Below are 19,576 nucleotides of genomic sequence, written 5' to 3'. Positions count from 1 at the left end.
CGGAACCGCCGCCCGCGTTACTTCGCCCCGATCGCCTCCGCCAACGCCAGCACCCGGCGGGCGTTCTCCACGTGCAGGTTCTCGATCATCCGCCCGTCCACCGTCACCACGCCGCGGCCCTCAGCCGAAGCTTCCTCGAACGCCGCGATGATCCGCTTCGACCGGTCGATCTCCTCCTCCGACGGCGCGAAGATCCGGTTGCACGGCTCCACCTGCGAAGGATGGATCAACGTCTTCCCGTCGAACCCGTACTGCCGCCCCTGCAAGCATTCCGCCTCGAAGCCGGCCGCGTCCTTGACGTCGTTGTAGACCCCGTCCAGGATCACCTTTCCGGTCGCGCGCGCGGCCAGCAGGCACAGCGAAAGCCCGCCCAGCAACGGGCCCCGGCCGGGCACGAACTCCGCGTGCAGTTCCTTCGCCAGGTCGTTCGTGCCCATCACCAGCACGGTCAACCGTTCCGAGGCCGCCGCGATCTCCTCGGCGTGCAGCATCGCGATCGGCGTCTCGACCATCGCCCAGATCTTCGTGTGCTCCGGTGCTCCGCCGAGTTCCAGCGCGCGCTCGATGTTGTGCACCTCGGCCGCCGAGTTCACCTTCGGCACCACCACGGCAGCGGGACCGGCGGCGGCCGCGGCGCGCAGGTCGGCGTCGTGCCATTCGGTGTCCAGGCCGTTGACCCTGATCGTCACTTCCTTCGAACCGTACGAAGAAACAGCAGCGCACACCCGCTCCCGCGCGGCTTCCTTCGCGTCCGGAGCGACGGCGTCTTCCAGATCCAGGATCAACGCATCCGCCGGAAGGGTTTTCGCCTTCTCCAGCGCGCGTTCGTTCGCGCCGGGCATGTACAGCACGGACCGCCGCGGTCGAAGCTCGGTCATGACTGGATCTCCTTCGTCGCGGCGTCGTACGCGGCGGCCAGTTCCGGGTCGGTGGCGGCCAGTTCGTCAGCCAGTTCCACGACCACCCGGCACTGCTTGACCGAGGCGTCGTCCTGCATTTTCCCGTCGATCATCACCGCGCCGGTTCCGTCGCCCATTTCGGCGATCACGCGCCGGGCCCAGGCGACGTCGGCGGGGGACGGCGAGAAAACCTTCTTCGCGATGTCGATCTGCACCGGGTGCAGGCTCCACGCGCCGACGCAGCCGAGCAGGAACGCGTTGCGGAACTGGTCCTCGCAGGCCACCACGTCGCGGATGTCGCCGAACGGTCCGTAGTACGGAAGGATCCCGTTCATCGCACACGCGTCGACCATCCGCGCGACCGTGTAGTGCCACAGATCCTGCTGATACGTCGTCCGGCCTTCGGTGAGGTCCTCGCCGATCGGGTCGGTGCGCACCAGATAACCGGGGTGACCGCCGCCGACCCGCGTCGTCTTCATCCGGCGGCTCGCGGCCAGGTCGGCCGGGCCCAGCGAGATGCCCTGCATGCGCGGCGACGCGCCGGCGATCTCCTCGACGTTCGCCACGCCGCTCGCCGTTTCCAGGATCGCGTGCACCAGCAGCGGTTTCGTCAGCCCGGCCCGCGCTTCCAGCTGCGCCAGCAACCGGTCGACGTAGTGAATGTCCTGCGCGCCCTCGACCTTCGGAACCATGATCACGTCGAGCTTGTCGCCGATCTCGGTGACCAGCGTGATCAGGTCGTCCAGCACCCACGGCGAGTCGAGGCTGTTCACCCGCGTCCACAGCTGCGTGCGGCCGAAGTCCGTCGCCTTCGCGATCGACACCAGTCCGGCGCGCGCGGCTTCCTTGCGGTCAGCGCGGACCGCGTCCTCGAGGTTGCCGAGCAGCACGTCGGTCTTCTTCGCGAGGTCAGGGACCTTCGCGGCCATCTTTTCGTTGCCCGGATCGAAAAAGTGGATCATGCGGGAAGGCCGCACCGGGATCTGCCTCGGCGGCTGCGGCGCTCCGACGGCGAGCGGGGCGAAGAAGTCCTTCGGCGAGCGCATCCTGGTCCTCCCGGCGGGTCCTTGACCGACGGGTAACCCTAAACCGGAGAAGGGAACCCTCGCTGCGGCGAAGCTCACCCGCCATCCGGGTGACGCCCGTGACCAGCGGAAGTCCACAGTGGAGCCCCGCCGATTAGGCCGATCGGAGTAGGGCGTTGCGCTGCCTGCCCCGCCCCGCGCGGGGCGGCGCGACACCCAGGGAACGCGCTCCGTGCCCGCCACTCACCCCCGTCTCACTCGGTTGGCCGCACGGTCGGGCTGAAGTCGAACGACCGCCTACCGACCGGTCACCGACCGCAGAGCGCCGCCGATCGCACGCGGCCCGGCAACCCGGAGACCTCGCGTCTGTGCACTGGTACTCAGTTCATGTACCGGTTTTCGCCGGTGCACGGGATCAGGTGCTTGAAGGAGGCGGACTCGTGGCGGCTACCCCACAGAACACCGAGCGCTCGACGGTCGCCGGCGGTGCGAAGCGCAGCCGGACGACGGCGAGCCGGGTGCTGCCGCCGATCGAGCTCCCCGCGAGCGTCGACGAGCTGGCGCGCAAGGCCGCGGCCCTGCTGGGCTGGAACGGCGTAGTGCTGCCCGCGACGACCCTGCTCGGCCGCAAGGTCAGCATCGTCGCGAAGCTGCGGACCGACGTGCACGCGGAGCGCATCGCGATGGGTGTCGGTCCCGTCGCCGATCGCGCCCTCGTCGACACCTGGACCTGGCCAGAGCTGGCCGCGACCGCACCCGCGCCGGCCGCCGAGATCATCGGCGTCCTCGCGGTCGCCCGGCACTGGCGGACCGCGATGGCCTCCGCGGTGCCCTTTTCGCGCTACGGCGAGGCCGCGATGGTTCTTCCATCGCCTGCCGTGCTGACCGACGACTACGTGACGAACTGCCTGCCGCGCGCCCGTGCGTACGGTCTCGCGGTCGTCACCGCCGACCCGTACGCGACCGCCGACCTCGACCTCGACACCCACCACGACCGGGTGCTGCTGCAGGAGGACCCGGTTTCGCGCTGGGTCAACGAGATGGCCTACGACCTGCTGCTGCGCGAGGACGCCGACGCCCCAGTCCCCGCCGAGGCGGACTGAAGCACCGGCGTCGGGCCTCGCGCGGCGATAGAGTCGGGCTTATGCGAGTCGTCATCGCTGGCGGACACGGCCAGATCGCCCTGCACCTGGAAAAGCTGCTCGCGCAGCGCCACGACGCGCCGGTCGGCATCGTGCGCAATCCCGACCACGAGGCGGACCTCACGGCCGTCGGTGCCGAGACGGTCGTGCTCGACCTCGAAAAGTCCGACGTGGACGCGGTCGCCAAGGTGCTCGAAGGTGCGGACGCGGCGGTGTTCTCCGCCGGTGCCGGGCCGGGCAGCGGCGAGGCACGCAAAGACACCGTCGACCGCGGCGCGGCCGTACTGTTCGCCGACGCCGCGCAGCGAGCGGGCGTCCGCCGGTTCGTCCAGGTCGGTTCGATGGGCGCGGACAACCCGGACGCCCCCGGCCTCGACCCGGTTTTCGCCGCCTACCTGCGGGCCAAGCGCGCGGCCGAGGACGACCTCAAGGCCCGCGACCTCGACTGGACGATCCTGCGTCCCGGCCGCCTGACCAACGATTCCGGCACCGGTCGGGTGAAAATCGCCGAGAAGACCGGACGCGCGGAGGTCCCGCGCGAGGACGTCGCCGCGGTGCTGCTGGCACTGCTCGACACCCCGGCGACCGCCCGGCGGACGCTGGAGCTGATCTCCGGCGACGATTCCATCGCCGACGCGCTGTCCCGGATCTGATGCGCGACATCGCGGTTTTCAGCGGCAGCGCGCACCCCGAGCTCGCCGCGGAAATCTGCGCCAACCTGGGCGTTCCGCTGCTTCCCGTGCAGATCGACCGGTTCGCCAACGACTGCCTCCAGGTCCAGCTCCAGGCCAACTGCCGCGAGCGGGACGTCTTTCTGATCCAGCCGCTGGTCAAACCGGTGCAGGAACACCTGGTCGAGCTGCTGCTGATGCTCGACGCGGCCCGCGGCGCTTCGGCCGCGCGCACCACCGTCGTGATGCCGCACTATTCGTACGCGCGCTCGGACAAAAAGGACGCGCCGCGGATCTCCATCGGCGGCAGGCTGGTCGCCGACTTGATGGTCACCGCGGGCGCGAACCGCGTGCTCACCATGACGCTGCACTCGCCGCAGGTGCACGGGTTCTTCAGCGTGCCGGTCGACCATCTGCACGCGCTGCACGAGCTGGCCCGGTACTTCCGCCAGTACGACCTGTCGGAAACCACGGTCGTGTCGCCGGATTTGGGCAACGCCAAGGAAGCCGCGCATTTCGCCCGGCTGCTCGGGACGAAGGTCGCGGCCGGTGCGAAACAGCGGTTCGCCGACGACCGTGTCGAGATCACGTCGGTGATCGGCGAGATCGCCGGACGCGACATCATCGTGCTGGACGACGAGATCGCGCGCGGCAGCACGGTGCTGGAACTGCTGGACCGGCTGCGGGAGATGGGCGCGCGGTCGATCCGGGTGGCCTGCACGCACGGGCTGTTCGCCGACGGCGCGCTCAAGCGGATCGGCGGCCAGGAGGACGTCCTGGAGATCGTCTGCACGAACACCGTGCCGGTGCCCGCCGAGGAACGCACGGAGAAACTGCGGATCCTGTCCATCGCCCCGGCGCTGGCCGAGGCGATGCGGCGAATCCACAATGGAGAGTCGGTCAGTTCGCTGTTCGAACCGAACTGACGCCGAGCTGATCACACCGTGCCGAGGACCCGGTCGAGGTAGGTGTTCGCGAACGTCCCGGTCGGGTCGCACTCCTTCCGCACCCGCAGGAAGTCGTCGAAGTGCGGGTAGCGGGTGCGCAGCACGGACGCGTCGAGATCGTGCATTTTGCCCCAGTGCGGCCGTCCGCCGACCTGGCCTGCGACGGCCTCGAACGCGGCGAAGTACTCGCGGTAGGGCATGCCGAGGAACTGGTGGATCGCGATGTACGCGGAGTCGCGGCCGTTGGCGGTGGACAGCCAGATGTCGTCCGCCGCGGCCACCCGCACCTCGACCGGGAACGCCACCGGGTCTTTCAGCCGTGGCACCACTGCGCGCAGTTCGGCCAGCACGTCGAGCACTGCGTCGCGCGGCACCGCGTACTCCGATTCCACGAACCGCACGCCGCGGTGGGTGACGAAAACCCGGTGCGAGAGATCGCTGTACTCCCGCGGCGACGACACCTGCGACGCGAACGCGCCGAGCGGACGCACCAGCTTCGGCACCGCGCGGCCGAGCCGGCAGAGCCCGCCGAACGCGACGTTCTCGGTGAGCTCGTAGTCCACGAACTGCCGCAAGCGGGACAACGGTTTCCGCTCGGCGTCCAGCGGCAGGCGGTTGTTGCGCTTCACCAACGCCTTGCTGCCGTAGGGAAACCAGTAGAACTCGAAGTGGTCGTTGTTCGCCGCGTTGTCGTCGAAGCCTTCGAGGACCTGTTCCAGCGGCTCCGGGCGTTCCTGCGCGGAGAGCACAAAGGACGGTTCACATTGGAGGGTCACCGTGCTGATGACGCCCAGTGCGCCAAGGCCGACGCGGGCGGCGTGGAACAACTCCGGGCGTTCGTCGGCCGAGCAGCGGACCACCGAACCGTCCGCCAGCACGAGCTCCAGCGCGACGATCTGCGTCGCGATCCCGCCGAAGCGCGCACCGGTGCCGTGCGTGCCGGTGGAAATCGCGCCCGCGATGGTCTGCGCGTCGATGTCGCCGAGGTTCGTCATGGCGAGCCCGAGCGCGTCGAGAGCGGCGTTGAGGGTGCGGAGCGTGGTGCCGGAACGGACGGTGACCTGCTGCGTTTCGAGGTCGGCGCGGGCGATGCCGGTCCACGCGGTGAGGTCGAGCGCGTCGGAATCGGCGGCGGCGATCGCGGTGAAAGAATGGCCGCTGCCCCAGGCTCGGACGCGATGTCCCGCCTGGGAGATCCCGTGCACGACCTCGGCGATCTCGGCCGTGCTGCGCGGCCGGTGCACCCGTTGCGGGGTGGCCTTGGCCGTTCCGGCCCAGTTGCTCCACGTCATTGCGGCACCTGTTCTTCGCTGGGAGGTTCCCACGATAGATACCGGAACCGTAAGTGAATAGTATTCGCGTTTCAAGCGTTGTTGTCGTACCGTAAGTGGCGTGACCACCTCAGCGCACGGGTACGACCTCGCGACGAAGGACCTGGATCCGCCGCTCGCGATCGTCGATCTGGACGCCTTCGACGCCAACGCCGACGACCTGCTGCGCCGGGCCGCGGGCAAGCCGATCCGGGTGGTCAGCAAGTCCGTGCGCTGCCGTGCGCTGCTGGAGCGAGCGCTCGCCCGGGACGGCTTCGAAGGACTGATGTGCTACTCGCTCGCCGAGGCCGTTTGGCACGCTGAGCTGGGCACTTCCGCCGACATCGTGGTCGCGTACCCGACCGCCGACCACGAAGCGCTCCGCCGGCTGGCCGCGAGCGAACGCGCCCGCGCGGCGATCACGATCATGGTCGATTCGACCGAGCACCTCGACCTCGTCGACGCCGCTCTCGGCCACGGCCACCCGGACATCCGCGTGTGCCTCGAACTCGACGCGTCCTGGCGTCCGCTGCCCGGCGTGCACGTCGGCACCCGGCGTTCGCCGGTGTTCACCCCGGGGCAGGCAGCCGCGGTCGCCCGCCGGATCGTGACGCGGCCGGGCTTCCGGCTGGCCGGGATGATGGCGTACGAAGGCCAGATCGCCGGACTCGGCGACGCGGCGGGCAAAGGCCTGCGGAACCGGGTGATCGGCTGGATGCAACGCCGTTCGGCGGCTGAACTCGCTCGCCGCCGGGCTGCCGCGGTACGCGCCGTGCGCGAGGTCGCTGACCTGGAGTTCGTCAACGGAGGCGGCACCGGAAGCATCGAGACCACCCGCGCGGAGGACGTCGTCACCGAGATCGCCGCCGGTTCCGGATTCCTCGCGCCGACGCTGTTCGACGGTTATTCGCACTTCCAGCCGCGTCCGGCCGCGTTGTTCGCGCTCCCGGTGGTGCGCCGCCCGGCCAAGAACGTCGCGACGCTGTACTCCGGCGGCTACATCGCCTCCGGCCCGACCGGCCCGTCGCGCGAACCGTCGCCGTACCTGCCGGAAGGCTTGCGCCTGCTGGGTTTCGAAGGCGCCGGCGAGGTCCAGACTCCGGTGACCGGCGAGGCCGCGCGCACGCTGCGGCTCGGCGACCGGGTCTGGCTGCGGCACGCGAAAGCCGGCGAACTGGCCGAACGGTTCCTGGCCTACCACCTCGTCCGCGGCAGCCAGGTCGAGCGCACCGTTCCGACCTACCGCGGCGAGGGCCAGAACTTCGGCTGAGCGCTGGCCCTCGAGCCCTAGTCGCCGAATTTGCCGGCCAGATAACCCTTCACCACGTCCTTGGCCTCAGCGACGATCCGCTCGTCGCCGTTCGGGTCGCGGCGGAAGGCGAGTTTCAGCAGCGCGTCCGCCACCTCGTTGGCGATCGCGATGGCGAACCGCAGTTCGTCAGCGGGACGGTCGACGTGCCCGCGCAGGATTTCGACCAGCGAATCCGCGATGACCGAGTTGTTGTCGCGGTCGTCAGCCAGCAGCCGGACGTCGATGACGTCTCCGAAGTGGACCTTCGAGAACCCCGGCACCTCGCGGTGCATCCGCAGGTAGATGTCCAGCACCGAGTCGACGATGTTCCACCAGTGCTCGGGGCTCAGCTCCTGCAGCCGCTCGTTCACCGCGGCCACGAACCGTTCCAGGTTCCGCTGCGTCAGTGCCTGCACGACCGCGCGTTTGTCCGGGAAGAACTGGTAGAGCGAACCGACCGCGACGCCGGCGCGTTTCGCGATCAGCGTGGTGGTGAGCGCGTCGTAGCCCAGCTCGTCGATGAGCACGGCGCTCGCGTCCAGCATCTGTTCCACCCGCCGGGCACTGCGTTGCTGAACCGGCTTTCGCCGCAACGGTGTGGGTTCAGCCTGGGTCTCGGCCACGTCGTTCCTCGGAGTCTCTCGCGATTCACTCATCTGATCTGGGACTTTAGCGTCCCGCGGGGCTTCCCCCGAGACGAGTGACGACCTAACATATGAGAACTTTTCACGTTCACCCGCGAGGGTGTCCGAAGGCAAGGGGTGCTCAGCGTGGACCATCCGACCTTCCCGCCCGGCTTCCTGTGGGGTGTCTCGACCTCGGCGTTCCAGATCGAGGGGGCGACGGCCGAAGGCGGTCGCGGACCGTCCATCTGGGACACGTTCACCGCCGCCGAAGGCAAGATCGCCCGGGGCGAGGACGCCAAGGTAGCGGCCGACCACTATCACCGCTACTCCGACGACATCGCACTGATGGCGGAACTCGGCGTCGGCGCCTACCGGATGTCGATCGCGTGGCCGAGGATCCAGCCGGACGGCACCGGCAAGCCCAACGCGGAGGGACTCGCCTTCTACGACAAGCTGATCGACGAGGTCTGCGCGGCCGGAATCGCCCCGGCGATCACGCTGTACCACTGGGACACGCCGCAGGCGATCGAGGACGCGGGCGGCTGGCTTTCCCGCGACACCGCCTTCCGCTTCGCCGAATACGCCACGATCGTGGGCGAGCATTTCGCCGATCGGGCGAAACTCTGGATCCCGCTCAACGAACCGATGGTCATGTCGATCTACGGCTACGGAATCGGCGAGTATGCGCCCGGCCAGTTCCTCCTGCTCGACGCGCTCCCCACCGCGCATCACCAGAACCTCGCACACGGCCTGGCGGTGCAGGCGCTGCGTGCGGCGGGCGCCACCGGCATCGGCACCGCGAACAACCACTCGCCGATCTGGCCGGACCACGACACGCCTGCCGACCGCGCCGCCGCCGACTGGCTCGACGCGCTGATCAACCGCACCTTCGCCGACCCGATGCTGCTCGGCAGCTACCCCGAACAGGTGCACCCGCATCTGCCGGACAACTTCGCCGACGACCTGGCCACGATCGCGCAGCCGCTCGATTTCTACGGCGTCAACTACTACGAGCCCCAAGGCGTGACGGCTCCCGGAGAGGGCAACCCGCTGCCCTTCGAATTGCGCCCGATCGAGGGATATCCGATGACCACCAACGATTCGCCGATCGTCCCGCACGCGCTGCGCGAACTGCTGGTGTCCTTCCACGAGCGCTACCGCGAACACCTGCCGCCGATCCAGATCACCGAGAACGGCTGCAGTTTCGCCGACGAACCGGCCGCGGACGGCAGCGTGCCCGACCCCGAGCGCATCGACTTCCTCGCCAGCCACCTGCGGGCGCTGCGCGAAGCGATGGATGCCGGCGTGGACGTGCGCGGATACTTCGTCTGGTCGCTGCTGGACAACTTCGAATGGTCCAAGGGGTACGCGCCGCGGTTCGGGCTCGTGCACGTGGACTACGAAACGCAACGCCGTACGCCCAAGGATTCCTTCGCCTGGTACCGGAAGCTGGTCCGCCATGAGTGACACCGCCGCTGCTGTCCCGGAAGTCTTCGCCGAGCCGGTCAAGCGCGTCCGCGCCGGGTGGATGATGCTGCTGTTCCTCGCGAACATCGCGCTCTGGCTGGGCGTTTACGCGCCGATCCAGGTTCTGCTGCCGCAACAGGCCGAACTGCTCGACGCCGCGCACAAGGAAACCGTCTTCGGCATCGTGACCGGCATCGGCGCGGCCGTGGCACTCGTCGCGAACCCGGCGATCGGCCTGCTCTCGGACCGCACCTGCTCGCGGTTCGGCAGGCGGCATCCGTGGACGATCGCGGGCGGCGCGATCGGCGCGGCCGGGCTGCTGGTGCTGGCCGAGGCCCCGAACGTCGTCGTGATGACGATCGGCTGGTGTCTCGTGCAGGCCGGGCTCAACGGCATGCTCGCGACGCTGATGTCCGGCATCGCCGACCGGGTTCCGGTCGGGCAGCGCGCGCAGGTCGGCGGGCTGGTCGGCATCGCGCAGATGCTCGGCACCGTGCTCGGCGCGGTGGTGGTCGTGGTGATGCTCGACCTCGCCGGACTGCCGCTCGGCTACGCGGCCTGCGCCGCGATCGTGCTCGCCGGCGCGGCGGCGTTCGTCCTGCGCACGCCGGACGCCCGGCTGCCGGTCGAGTTCCGGCCGAGCGGCCGGATCCGCGAAATCCTCGCCGACCTCTGGGTCTCGCCGCGGCGGCACCCGGACTTCGCGTGGGCGTGGGGCTGCCATTTCATGATCAACCTCGGCAACGCGTTCGGCACGCTCTACCTGCTGTTCTTCCTCAAGGACGCGGTGCACTACCCGGATCCGGACAGCGGGCTGCTGATCATGATGGGGCTGTACGGCGTGGCACTGGTGATCGGCGCGGTGCTGGCCGGGCACTTCTCGGACAAGTCCGGCAAGCGCAAGCCGTACGTCCTCGGCTCGGCGGCGATCATGGCACTGGCCGCGCTGCTGCTGGTGATCTGGCAGAGCTGGCCGGTGGCCCTGGTGGCGTCGCCGCTGCTGGGAGTCGGATTCGGGACGTACATGGCGGTGGCGCTGGCGATGCTGACCCAGGTGCTGCCCGCGGCGCAGAACCGGGCCAAGGACCTCGGCGTGGTCAACATCGCGAACTCCTTGCCGCAGGTGGTCGCGCCGCTGCTCACGACGTTGATCCTGGAGTGGCTCGGCGGGTATCCGGGGCTGTTCGCGGCGTCCGCGGTGGCGACCTTGCTGGCCGGGGTTTTGGTGACGCGGGTCCGGTCGGTGGGTTAGCGCTTGCGTTTGAGCGCGCTCACAGGCTTAGCGTCTTCGGCATGGAGAAGGAAGACGCGCTGAGCGAGGCGCTGCGGCTGGCGATCGATCCGCCGGGCACGGTGTCGGTCGAGGCGCTGCGGGAACTGGCCCGGGACGACGACGCGAACGAGTGGGACATCGCCACCACCGCGGAGCACCTCGGGCTGAACCCGCACACGCTGCGGTACTACGAGCGGATCGGGCTGGTTCAGGTCGACCGGGACAGCGCCGGGCATCGCGTTTACGACGCGGCGTCGGTGCGCCGGCTGGTCTTCCTGACGCGGATGCGCGTGTCCGGCATGTCGATCAGCGACCTGCGCCGCTACATCGACCTGGTCGATTCCGGCGAGGACACCGTGCCCGAACGGCGCGAAATGCTCCTGGAGCATCGCGACACCCTGCGCGCGCAGATCGCCCAGCTGCAGCTTTCCCTCGCCGCCACCGAATACAAGATCGCCACTTACCAGGAAGGCCCTCTGCCATGACCCAGCACGACATCGACAGCCCGGAGAACGTCGCCCGCCGCAAGCACGGGCTCGAGGTGCTGTCCCGCATCGACGGCCACCAGGGCGAGGCCGTCATCGACTCCCTCGCCGACATCAACCCCGCCTTCGGGCACCACGTGGCCGCGTTCGCCTTCGGCGACATGTACGACCGGCCCGGCCTCGACGCGCGCAGCCGCCAGCTGGTCACCCTCGGCGTGCTGACCGCGCTCGGCGGCTGCGAACCGCAGCTCAAGGTGCACCTCGGCGCGGCGCTGAACGTCGGGCTCAGCCGCGAGGAAATCACCGAGGCCCTCCTGCACTCGGCGGTCTACGCGGGCTTCCCGCGGGCGCTGAACGCCACCTTCGCCGCGCGCGAGGTGTTCGCCGCCCGCGACGCGGAGGAAACCGCCTGACGTCCGCGGAGCCCTACTTCTTGTCCTTCGCCGGCGGCGGGTCGGCGGGCGGGATGATCTCCCCTTTTTCGTTTCGGCTGAACGGATCGCCCTTGGGCGCGTTGTCGAACTGACTCGGGTACGGATGGCCCATGACGCGATTGCCGTTCGCGTCGTCCATGATCGTGGGCGGTTTGAGGTTGTCGAAGTCCTTGATGAGCTTGTCCACGTCCGCGGAAGTGAACTTCCCGGGATCTTTGCCGAGGTCGAGGAACCGGTCGCGCATTTCGCTCCAGTCCTTGAACTGTTCCTTCGTGCCGCCGGGCCAGTCGAAGTCCGAGCTGCCCTTGACGTTGTCCATGAACGCGTCCTGCTCGGGCTTCTTCATGTGGTCGGTGGCCTTGATCGCCCCGTCCGCGTATTCCGACTTGATGTCCTTGAGGTAGCCCGACGAATTGTCGAAGGCCTGCACCGGCGTCTCGCCGTTCTTGATGCGCTCCTGGACGTGCGGGAACTTGTCCACCACGCTGCCGATCGAAGTGTTCGGCTTGCCGGGACCGAGCGGAAGGTTGTTCGGGTTGCTGTTCATCTTCCGCAGCTCGGTGGTGTACTTCTTCGTCAGCGCGGCCTGATCCTTGACTGGTTGGTGCTCCACCCACTTCTTCATGTTGTCCCGCATGGTCTGGAACGAAATGATGTGCCGTGCGTGGACCTTGTCCCCGGTGTTGTAGAACGGGCTCTTCGGATCCTTCTTCTGCGCGTTGATCGCATCCTGGGCGCGCTTCTGGAATTTGTCCGGGCGCGCCCAGGGCCCCTTTTCCTTTTCGTCGTCCGTCTTCGTTTTCTTGCTGGAATTGTCCGAGCTGGCGCTGGTGCCGTCGTCGTCGCGCTTGCGCTTGTTGCCGCCCTTGCCGGTCGAGGCGGATTTGGTGCTTCCGCCGCCGTTGCCGGAGTTGTGCTTGGCCGTGGAGTCCGCGGGCGGCGGATCCGCGTCCTTGCCCTTGCCTTTGCCCTTGCCGCAGCCTTCGAGGCCGAGCGGGTCGTAGGCGGCGAACGGGTCGGGAACGTAGCTGACCGGGTTCGGCCCGCCCTCCAGCCCGAGCGGGTCCTGGCTGAGGTAGCGCGCGGCGGCCGGGTCGTAGTAGCGGAACACGTTGTAGTGCAGGCCGGATTCGGCGTCGGCGTACTGGCCGGGGAACTGCAGCGGGATGCCGCCGGGCTGGACCCGGCCCCACAGCGAGCGGCGGGCGCTCCAGGCGAGTCCGCCGTGCTCGTCGATCAGTTCGGTCGGCGTGCCGATAGCGTCGGTGACCACGGACGCGAACCGGTCGCCGCCGGGGCCGCGTTCGAGCTGGGTGACCGGCTCGTCGCTGCCCGGCCTGCGCTCCCAGGTGGTCGTCCGGCGCACTCCGGCCGGGTCGGTGTGCTCCTGTTCGATGAGCACGAAGCCGTCCCAGACGAACCGGGTCGATTCCGCGACGGAGCCGTCGGACAGCAGCCGTTCCTTGGCGATCCGGCGGCCGAGCGGGTCGTACCGGTAACGCCACTGGACGCCGTCCGGCGTGCGCAGCCCGGTGAGCAGATCGCCGGTCCAGGCGTACTCCCACACCCGCACGCCGTCCGGACGCACCTCGCGATGCCGGATCCGGCGGCCGAGGGAGTCGTAGTCGGCGGACAGGCCGGGGCTGCCCGACCAGGCGGTCAGTTCGCCGGCCGGGTTGTAGCGCAGCTCTTCCGTGCCTGCCGGGGAGGAAACCGCGACCACGCGTCCGGCCGGGTCCCGCGTGAACACGCTCTTCCCGGAAAGGCTGTCCTGCACCGCGGCGAGGCTGCCGTCCGCGTAGTACTCGAGACCGCGCCGCTGCACCGGCGTTGTTCCACGGGAAACCTGCTGCACGGTGACCAGCCCGCGAGGGCCGAACGCCTGCTGCAGGGTGCTGATCCCGTCGGTGTCGCGGGCGAGCACGCGGCCCTCGTCGTCCAGCCGGTAGCGCACGGTGTGTCCCGCCGTGGTCAGCGAAACCGGCCGGTCTTGCTCGTCGAAGGTCCACACGCTCTCCGCACCGGACGGCGTGCGGCGGCGGATGGTCTGGCTCTGTTCGTCGTAGGAGAAGCGCACCTCGACGCCGTCGATCGACTCGCGGACGATCCGGCCGTACAGGTCGCGGTCGAACTCCACCACCGAATCCGCGGACTCCACGCGCACGACGTTGCCGACCGGGTCGTAGGCGTAGCGCACGGTGCGGTGCGGGCCGCGGATCTCGATCCGGTTGCCGAGCAGGTCGTACTCGTTCTCGGTGACCGAACCGTCCGGCTCGGTCACCCGGATCGGCTGCCCGGCCGCGTCGTAGGCGTAGGTCCGGGTCCGTCCGTCGAAATCGGTCTGCGCGACCAGCCTGCCGAGCGGGTCGTAGGTGTAGGTCCAGGTGCGGTTCAGCGGATCGGTCACCGACGTGAGCCGCAGCTCGGTGTCGTAGGTGTAGCTGGTGCGCGCGCCGGAGGGGTCCACGACCGCGGTGACCACGTCGAACGGGCCGTACTCGCGCCGGGTCACCCGGCCGAGTTCGTCGACGTGCTCGATCTCGTTGCCCTCGCGGTCGTACCGCCACGCGGCGCGCTCGCGGCGCACCCCGACGCGCGAGGCGGGTTTGCCGTCGACCGTCCAGCCCAGCTGCGTCCGTCCGCCGCCGATCTCGGGCGCGGAACGCGGCCTGCCGAACTGGTCCAGCTCCTCGTCGGACGCCTCGGCCTCGAATTCGGCCGGGAAGCCGGGCACCTCGGGTCCGCCGGGCTGGTCGTACCGGCGCTGCCAGGCCTTTCCGTTGCCGCGCACCGTGATCGAGACCAGTTCGGTGCCGTCGTGCTCCAGTTCGGCGAGGCTGCCGTCGGGACGGGCGATGGTGAGCGGCGTGCCGTCGTCGGCGTAGGTGTACTCGGTGACCCGGCCGAGCGGGTCGACCCGGCGGAGCAGATTGCCGTAGCGGTCCCATTCGGACAGAGTCACGTTGCCCAGCGGGTCGGTCTCCCGGACCGGACGGCCTTCCAGGTTGTACTCGTACTCCGAGACGTGGCCGAGCGAGTCGGTGAACCGGGTGATCCGGGCCGCGGGGTGGTACTCGAACGCGCTGCTGTAGATCCCTTGCGCGCCTTCGGTGCGCACGCAGCGTCCCTCGGCGTCGTAGACGTAGCGGTAGACGACGCCGTTGCGGTCTTCCCAGCTCGTGACCCTGCCGTCGGGATCGTAGGTGTAACGCTTCGCCGTTCCCGACGAGTTGACGACCTCGGAGAGATGCCCCTGGTAGTTGTAGCGATAGCCGCGCACGACGACGTCCGGAGCCGGACCGGCGCCGATCATCCGCAGTTCGGTGATGCGGTGCCCGTCGGTGCGGAAGCCGACCTGCAGCCCGCTGGAATGCGTGAGCAGCGCGGGCGCACCGGAGTCCGCATAGGAAAGTTCGGTCCGCGAGCCGTCGGCGTCCTCGATCGAGCGCAGCGGCAATGCCTTGCCCTCGCCGGAAAACCGCATGGTCCGGTCCGGCCGCACCTGCTCGATGGTGCAGCTGCCGTCGGCGTGCCTGGTCAGCGGCCAGCGCGCGCCCTCGATCGGCAGCACCGGCTCGTCCCCGGCGGGCATCGGGTAGTAGAGGATGACGCCTTCCGGCCCGTAGTACCGGACGTATTCGTCGCCGAACTCCAGTCGCTGGTCCACAGTGGACGCCCAGGTCGAGCCGAACCAGCGCCCGGACCGGTAGGACGACCGATGCGTCCGCCGCACCAGCAGCTCCGGCAGTTCGAGGTCGAAGTCCTCGACGAGCACCTCGCCGCTGGAGATGACGACCGGGTCGGTCAGACAGGGCGGATCGGAATCGCCCTCGTTCTTCGCGTTGGACGCCTCGGTCTTGTCCTTCGCCGGATCGCCTGATTCGTTCCCGCGCTCGTTCTTGCCCGCTCCGCCCTCGGCGCCCCCGTTGCCCGGCGTCTCGTCCTTCGCGGGTTCGCGCGGGGGCGGCTCGTGGTTCCCGCCGCCCTTGTTTTCCCCCGGGCCGTCGTGCGCGCCGGAGGTGTTCGTGGACTCGTCCTTGCCGGGAGGCGGTTTCTCGCTCCCGCCGCCGCCCTTGTCGTTCGGCGTGTCCTTCGCTCCGGAGGGCTTGGTGGAGTCGCCGCCGGGCGCCTTGATCTCCTTCGGCGTGTGCGTGGCGTCCTTGCCGCCGGCCTTGATGCCCTTCATCGACTTGGCGACGTCGTCGAACAGGCCGCGCGCCTTGGTGAGCAGCTTGCCGAGTTCCTTGAGCGCCTTGGTGAGGTTCTTGACCAGCTCGGCGATCTGCTTGGCGGTCTTGGCCACCAGGTTGACCACCTGCGGCACCACCCAGGCCATTCCGATGCCGAGGGTGAACAGCACCTGCAGCGCCCACGAGATCAGGTGCGCCACCACCTGGGAGATGATGTCGCGCACGAGCATCCGGACCGCGCCGACGACGTCGCCCGCGGTCTTCACCCCGCTGCCCGCGCCGTCGCAGGCCTGAGCGGCGCCCTCGAGGGTCTTGGCGACCTCCTCGGCCTGCTTGCGGTAGGCGTCGGCGCTGCCGCCCTCCCAGGATTCGATGTCCTTTTTGACCTGCGCGGCCAGGTCCTGCGCGACGGAGCTGACCTCTTTGGAGATGTTCTTCCAGGTCTCGGAGTACGCGTGGACCTGATCCGGGTCACCGGCGAGTTTGTCCAGCGCTTCCTTGAGCGGGCCGACGTGTTCGATCAGCCAGCCGACGCCCGCGGCGAGGATCGCGCCGAACGGGTCCATCACCGCGGCGAGCGCTTCCATGCCGACCCCGACCGCGCCCATCACGGTCGCCGCCCAGTCGCCGGACTCGATGCCGTCCTTCAGGCCCTTGCCGGCCTCGAGGATCGAGATGCCGGAGATCGCCGAGGTCGAGTCCTGCTTTTCGGCCACCAATGGATTCGACATGCCGGCCCTTCTCCACGCTCACCACATTCTTTTGGGCGCGCAGCCGAATTCGAACGCACGGCCCCCTGCGGCAGGCTACCGACAGTTGCTGAGCGGGTGTCGTGGTGTTGCGCGGAATTACCTCGGCAGTGCCCGCGGGCACCGGCGGTACCGCGGCAAACACACCACAACCCGCCTTCGGCTCCGAATCTCGGAAGCCGCGGCGGGTCGGGGAAGTGGAACCGCGGGCCGGTGCCGGTCGGGGGAGGGGAGTGCAACGGCACCGGCCCGCGGAGTTCGTGATCGCGACCGGCGCGGGAGGAGCCGGTGCGATGATCTTCAACCTAGCGTCCGATTACTGCGTCCGCTAGGTGTTCTGCCGGACATTTTTCGATTAATCGCGTTAAGCGTCGGGGTGGCCGAGGGCGGCCCGTCTCGCTCGGGGGGACGGACGGACCACCCTCGGCCGGGCGAGGATGCCGGCGACCTGACCGGTTGGGGTTGCCGGCAGGTCACGCGCTCGCCAGTCGGGGCGGGTGGGGTGATCCGCCCGGAAACACCCCACCCGAAGGGTCAGGCGCTGACCGGGCGGGGCTTCACCAGCGCGTGCCTGCCGGTGGTCTCCGCGGGAGCTTCGGCCCGCCGGTTCTGGCCGGGAACAGCCGGAACCGCGGCGCGGCGGCGCGCCGGACGTTGCCCGGCAGCGGACAGCGCCTGCGGGGCCAGGCCCCCGGCGACCAGGTGCTCGTGCGCTACCTGCCACACCGAGCACGGGGCCTTGCAGCGGTGCCAGCGCGTCGAGCAGGTGGGGCAGTCGCCGCGCTCGTCGGGCTCGTGCGCCTGCAACATCGCGCGCCAGCCCGCGGCGAGCCGGGGCAGTTCGGAGCGGGCGACCGAGACCAGCGACGGGGCGTCGGCACGTTCCGCCAGGTCGGACAGCATGTCGAGGCGCTCCCATACGGCGTTGCGGAGGACCTGACCGAGAACCTGATCCATGGGGAAACTCACCGTCACCTTTCCGCCATAGTGGCGGCTTCGTTGAGCGCGGCCCGGAGCTGGCCGAGCTGGCCGGACGTGAGGCGGGCGGTCTCCCCAGGCGGGGACACCACGACGACCTCGTCGTCCTCGACGAACACCGTGACTGCGCGCTCGCGGCTGATGAGATCTCCGCACTGCACGCGCCACACGACCTGGCCGCCCTCGAAGTGCCGCACGCCCGCGGTACGCGGGTCGGCGGACACCGAAGCGGCGACAGCGGAAGCGACAGTAGGCGGCACCGGACGTGCCGTGGCGAGTCCCGGTGCCGGCCGGACGGACCGCACCGCGGTCCCGGCTTGTCCTCCACCGAGCGAATCCACGAACTCCACTGTCCCTCCACGCTTTCTCGTCCCGGCCGGTGCACCTTGCGGGATGCATCCGCTCCGGCAGATCTGTGTCGTCGGGTCCATCGCTCTCCGTGATCGCTGCGGGTGTCCGGGCGGTGACGGAGATCTGGCAACTACAGTGAAGTGAAACCGGGTGCGAGAGAAGGTCGAAACCGCGTCATAGCGGTGACCGGACAGCGTTCCACGGTAAGCGGTCAGCGGAGTTCGGCCCTGCCGATCAACGCGTGCGTCCGCGCGTTTCACAAGGTTCTCGCGTGTGCTTAGGGTGCTGATCAGACGCCCAGGAGACGGTGAGGGGGCGCAATGGCAATGGACGCCAGTGCTGGCAGTGGTTCCGGAGTCTCTACCGCAGACACCCGGTCAGGCAATCCGGTTCCGGCCGATGCCTGGGAACAGCCCGAGATGCGGGAGGCGCTCGCCGCCCGCGAGGTCAGCGCCGTGTACCGGCTGTTGCGCAAACACGGAGTGTCGCAGCGCCAGATCGCCGCGATGACCGGCCAGTCGCAGTCCGAGGTGTCGGAGATCCTCAAGGGTCGCCAGGTCATGGCCTACGACGTGCTCACGAGAATCGCCGACGGCCTGGGTGTCCCCCGTGGATACATGGGTCTCGCCTATGACGAGACCACGGCGATACGGGTCGTCGGCGCGTCCGACGGCCGGCAGGCTGAGGAGGACGAGTCCGTGAAGCGACGGAGGTTCCTCGCGCACGCCGCCCAGGTCACGATGGGTGCGGCGGTGTTCGGTCCGGAATCCGGAACGTGGTCGGAGGCGCCCGCGCGCACTCCCGCACCCGGGCGCATCGGGACGACCGACGTGCGCCAGGTCGAGGCGGCGACCAGAGCGTTGCGCGCGCTCGATTACCAGTACGGAGGCGGATTCTGCCGCGACGCGGTCGTCGCCCAGCTGTCCTGGGGACAGCAGATGCTCGACTCCAGCGCCGCCGAGCAGGTGAAGCAGCGGCTGTTCACCGCGATCGCCGACCTGCACAGCCTCGCCGGTTGGACGTCGTTCGACACCGGTCTGATGGACTCCGCCCGCGGTCATTTCGCGCAGGCGCTCGACCTGGCCAAACAGGGCGGCGACCACCATCTGGTGGCGAACGTGCTGTACCGGATGGGCCGCGTTTACCTGCACCAGGACGCCGCGAACGACGCGCTCAAGCTGTTCCAGCTGGGCCAGATCGCCGCGCAGGAATCCGGGTCTGAGCTGGCCGTCGCCGTGCTCTGCGCCAACGAGGCTTGGGCCTACGCGATGATGGGCAACGAGGAGCAGTCGGTGAAGCTGCTCGGCCGGTGCAAGGACGAATTCGCGCGCGCCGACCTGGCCACCGCCGAATCGTGGGTCAAGTTCTTCAACGAGACCGACGTCTACGCGATGACCGGCACCGTGCACACCGTGCTGGCGATGAAGAACCCGGAGCACACGAAGTACGCGATCCCGGCGCTGAGCCGGGCGGTCGACACCTACACCGACGACATGGCGCGCAGCAAGGCGTTCATGCTCAGCGCGCTCGCCACGAATCACCTGCTCGAGGGCGATATCGACCACGGCGTGAAGATCGGCGGCAAGGCCATCGAATGCGCGGAGAGCATCAAATCCGCGCGGGTCAAGGACCGGATGCGGCCGCTGCTGGCGGAGGCCGAACGGCGGCGCAACAACCCCGACGCCCGCGATCTCGCCGACCGGCTCAAGATCTTCTACGCGGCCTGAACCGACCGGAT

General features: G+C 69.2%; 16 protein-coding genes. 9 read left to right on the top strand and 7 right to left on the bottom strand.

Going from position 1 to position 19,576, the window contains the following annotated elements; translation table 11 throughout:
* Nucleotides 1-17: 17 nt before the first annotated feature.
* Together ATK30_RS18415 and ATK30_RS18410 are read right to left on the bottom strand one after the other, a co-directional pair.
* A complete protein-coding gene (locus tag ATK30_RS18415; protein WP_101436635.1) occupies nucleotides 18-878 on the bottom strand; it encodes an HpcH/HpaI aldolase/citrate lyase family protein in 861 nt (286 codons plus the stop codon).
* Nucleotides 875-1,945 (bottom strand): HpcH/HpaI aldolase/citrate lyase family protein, encoded by a 1,071-nt coding sequence (locus tag ATK30_RS18410; RefSeq protein ID WP_101436634.1) that lies wholly within the window; start codon nucleotides 1,943-1,945, stop codon nucleotides 875-877. Before ATK30_RS18410 ends, ATK30_RS18415 begins: the two co-directional genes overlap by 4 nt.
* A 419-nt stretch (nucleotides 1,946-2,364) precedes the next feature.
* Here ATK30_RS18410 and ATK30_RS18405 point away from each other — a divergent pair, with 419 nt between their 5' ends.
* Genes ATK30_RS18405 through ATK30_RS18395 form a run of 3 tightly spaced genes read left to right on the top strand, consistent with a single transcriptional unit; the run spans nucleotide 2,365 to nucleotide 4,663 of the window.
* Entirely contained in the window at nucleotides 2,365-3,027 is a 663-nt protein-coding gene (locus tag ATK30_RS18405) for a hypothetical protein (RefSeq protein WP_101436633.1), read from the top strand.
* Between the two features lie 41 nt (nucleotides 3,028-3,068).
* Nucleotides 3,069-3,719, top strand: coding sequence for an SDR family oxidoreductase (locus ATK30_RS18400; protein ID WP_101436632.1), 651 nt, complete (start codon nucleotides 3,069-3,071; stop codon nucleotides 3,717-3,719).
* Entirely contained in the window at nucleotides 3,719-4,663 is a 945-nt protein-coding gene (locus ATK30_RS18395) for a ribose-phosphate diphosphokinase (RefSeq protein WP_101436631.1), read from the top strand. The genes ATK30_RS18400 and ATK30_RS18395 overlap by 1 nt, the downstream gene beginning before the upstream one ends.
* 11 nt (nucleotides 4,664-4,674) lie before the next feature.
* Here ATK30_RS18395 and ATK30_RS18390 read toward each other — a convergent pair whose 3' ends face one another.
* Nucleotides 4,675-5,976, bottom strand: a complete 1,302-nt coding sequence (locus ATK30_RS18390) for a D-arabinono-1,4-lactone oxidase (protein ID WP_101436630.1) — start codon at nucleotides 5,974-5,976, stop codon at nucleotides 4,675-4,677.
* Nucleotides 5,977-6,076: 100 nt separating this feature from the next.
* Between ATK30_RS18390 and ATK30_RS18385 the strand changes: the two genes are divergently transcribed.
* Nucleotides 6,077-7,264 (top strand): amino acid deaminase/aldolase, encoded by a 1,188-nt coding sequence (locus ATK30_RS18385; RefSeq protein WP_101436629.1) that lies wholly within the window; start codon nucleotides 6,077-6,079, stop codon nucleotides 7,262-7,264.
* Nucleotides 7,265-7,281: 17 nt separating this feature from the next.
* Here ATK30_RS18385 and ATK30_RS18380 read toward each other — a convergent pair whose 3' ends face one another.
* A complete protein-coding gene (locus ATK30_RS18380) occupies nucleotides 7,282-7,941 on the bottom strand; it encodes a TetR/AcrR family transcriptional regulator (RefSeq protein WP_101436628.1) in 660 nt (219 codons plus the stop codon).
* Nucleotides 7,942-8,055: 114 nt separating this feature from the next.
* Here ATK30_RS18380 and ATK30_RS18375 point away from each other — a divergent pair, with 114 nt between their 5' ends.
* From ATK30_RS18375 to ATK30_RS18360, 4 genes are read left to right on the top strand one after another with little or no spacing between them, the layout of a single operon-like run.
* Nucleotides 8,056-9,378, top strand: a complete 1,323-nt coding sequence (locus ATK30_RS18375; RefSeq protein ID WP_101440919.1) for a GH1 family beta-glucosidase — start codon at nucleotides 8,056-8,058, stop codon at nucleotides 9,376-9,378.
* Entirely contained in the window at nucleotides 9,371-10,630 is a 1,260-nt protein-coding gene (locus ATK30_RS18370; protein WP_101436627.1) for an MFS transporter, read from the top strand. Before ATK30_RS18375 ends, ATK30_RS18370 begins: the two co-directional genes overlap by 8 nt.
* A gap of 41 nt (nucleotides 10,631-10,671) precedes the next feature.
* A complete protein-coding gene (locus tag ATK30_RS18365; protein WP_101436626.1) occupies nucleotides 10,672-11,136 on the top strand; it encodes a MerR family transcriptional regulator in 465 nt (154 codons plus the stop codon).
* The gene (locus ATK30_RS18360; RefSeq protein WP_101436625.1) at nucleotides 11,133-11,549 is read left to right on the top strand and encodes a carboxymuconolactone decarboxylase family protein; all 417 of its coding nucleotides are present in this window, start codon (nucleotides 11,133-11,135) and stop codon (nucleotides 11,547-11,549) included. The genes ATK30_RS18365 and ATK30_RS18360 overlap by 4 nt, the downstream gene beginning before the upstream one ends.
* 13 nt (nucleotides 11,550-11,562) lie before the next feature.
* Here ATK30_RS18360 and ATK30_RS18355 read toward each other — a convergent pair whose 3' ends face one another.
* From ATK30_RS18355 to ATK30_RS18345, 3 genes are all read right to left on the bottom strand, one after another.
* Complete coding sequence (locus ATK30_RS18355; RefSeq protein ID WP_101436624.1) at nucleotides 11,563-16,491, bottom strand: RHS repeat-associated core domain-containing protein; 4,929 nt, start codon at nucleotides 16,489-16,491, stop codon at nucleotides 11,563-11,565.
* 552 nt (nucleotides 16,492-17,043) lie between these two features.
* Nucleotides 17,044-17,466, bottom strand: coding sequence for a hypothetical protein (locus ATK30_RS18350; protein WP_101436623.1), 423 nt, complete (start codon nucleotides 17,464-17,466; stop codon nucleotides 17,044-17,046).
* Nucleotides 17,467-17,480: 14 nt separating this feature from the next.
* The gene (locus tag ATK30_RS18345) at nucleotides 17,481-17,837 is read right to left on the bottom strand and encodes a hypothetical protein (RefSeq protein ID WP_101436622.1); all 357 of its coding nucleotides are present in this window, start codon (nucleotides 17,835-17,837) and stop codon (nucleotides 17,481-17,483) included.
* A gap of 420 nt (nucleotides 17,838-18,257) precedes the next feature.
* Here ATK30_RS18345 and ATK30_RS18340 point away from each other — a divergent pair, with 420 nt between their 5' ends.
* Complete coding sequence (locus tag ATK30_RS18340; protein ID WP_167441945.1) at nucleotides 18,258-19,565, top strand: tetratricopeptide repeat protein; 1,308 nt, start codon at nucleotides 18,258-18,260, stop codon at nucleotides 19,563-19,565.
* Nucleotides 19,566-19,576: the final 11 nt, after the last annotated feature.

This window comes from Amycolatopsis echigonensis (assembly GCF_002846615.1).
In the GTDB taxonomy this organism is placed as follows: Bacteria; Actinomycetota; Actinomycetes; order Mycobacteriales; family Pseudonocardiaceae; genus Amycolatopsis; species Amycolatopsis echigonensis.
This window is presented reverse-complemented; position numbering and strand designations above follow the sequence as displayed.

Excerpts from the sequence above, each read along its gene's own strand:
- ATK30_RS18340 (WP_167441945.1), top strand. The coding sequence starts at position 18,258 with ATGCGGGAGGCGCTCGCCGCCCGCGAGGTCAGCGCCGTGTACCGGCTG.
- ATK30_RS18355 (WP_101436624.1), bottom strand. The coding sequence starts at position 16,491 with ATGTCGAATCCATTGGTGGCCGAAAAGCAGGACTCGACCTCGGCGATC.
- ATK30_RS18350 (WP_101436623.1), bottom strand. The coding sequence starts at position 17,466 with ATGGATCAGGTTCTCGGTCAGGTCCTCCGCAACGCCGTATGGGAGCGC.
- ATK30_RS18390 (WP_101436630.1), bottom strand. The coding sequence starts at position 5,976 with ATGACGTGGAGCAACTGGGCCGGAACGGCCAAGGCCACCCCGCAACGG.
- ATK30_RS18410 (WP_101436634.1), bottom strand. The coding sequence starts at position 1,945 with ATGCGCTCGCCGAAGGACTTCTTCGCCCCGCTCGCCGTCGGAGCGCCG.
- ATK30_RS18360 (WP_101436625.1), top strand. The coding sequence starts at position 11,133 with ATGACCCAGCACGACATCGACAGCCCGGAGAACGTCGCCCGCCGCAAG.
- ATK30_RS18370 (WP_101436627.1), top strand. The coding sequence starts at position 9,371 with ATGAGTGACACCGCCGCTGCTGTCCCGGAAGTCTTCGCCGAGCCGGTC.
- ATK30_RS18365 (WP_101436626.1), top strand. The coding sequence starts at position 10,672 with ATGGAGAAGGAAGACGCGCTGAGCGAGGCGCTGCGGCTGGCGATCGAT.
- ATK30_RS18415 (WP_101436635.1), bottom strand. The coding sequence starts at position 878 with ATGACCGAGCTTCGACCGCGGCGGTCCGTGCTGTACATGCCCGGCGCG.
- ATK30_RS18400 (WP_101436632.1), top strand. The coding sequence starts at position 3,069 with ATGCGAGTCGTCATCGCTGGCGGACACGGCCAGATCGCCCTGCACCTG.
- ATK30_RS18380 (WP_101436628.1), bottom strand. The coding sequence starts at position 7,941 with ATGAGTGAATCGCGAGAGACTCCGAGGAACGACGTGGCCGAGACCCAG.
- ATK30_RS18395 (WP_101436631.1), top strand. The coding sequence starts at position 3,719 with ATGCGCGACATCGCGGTTTTCAGCGGCAGCGCGCACCCCGAGCTCGCC.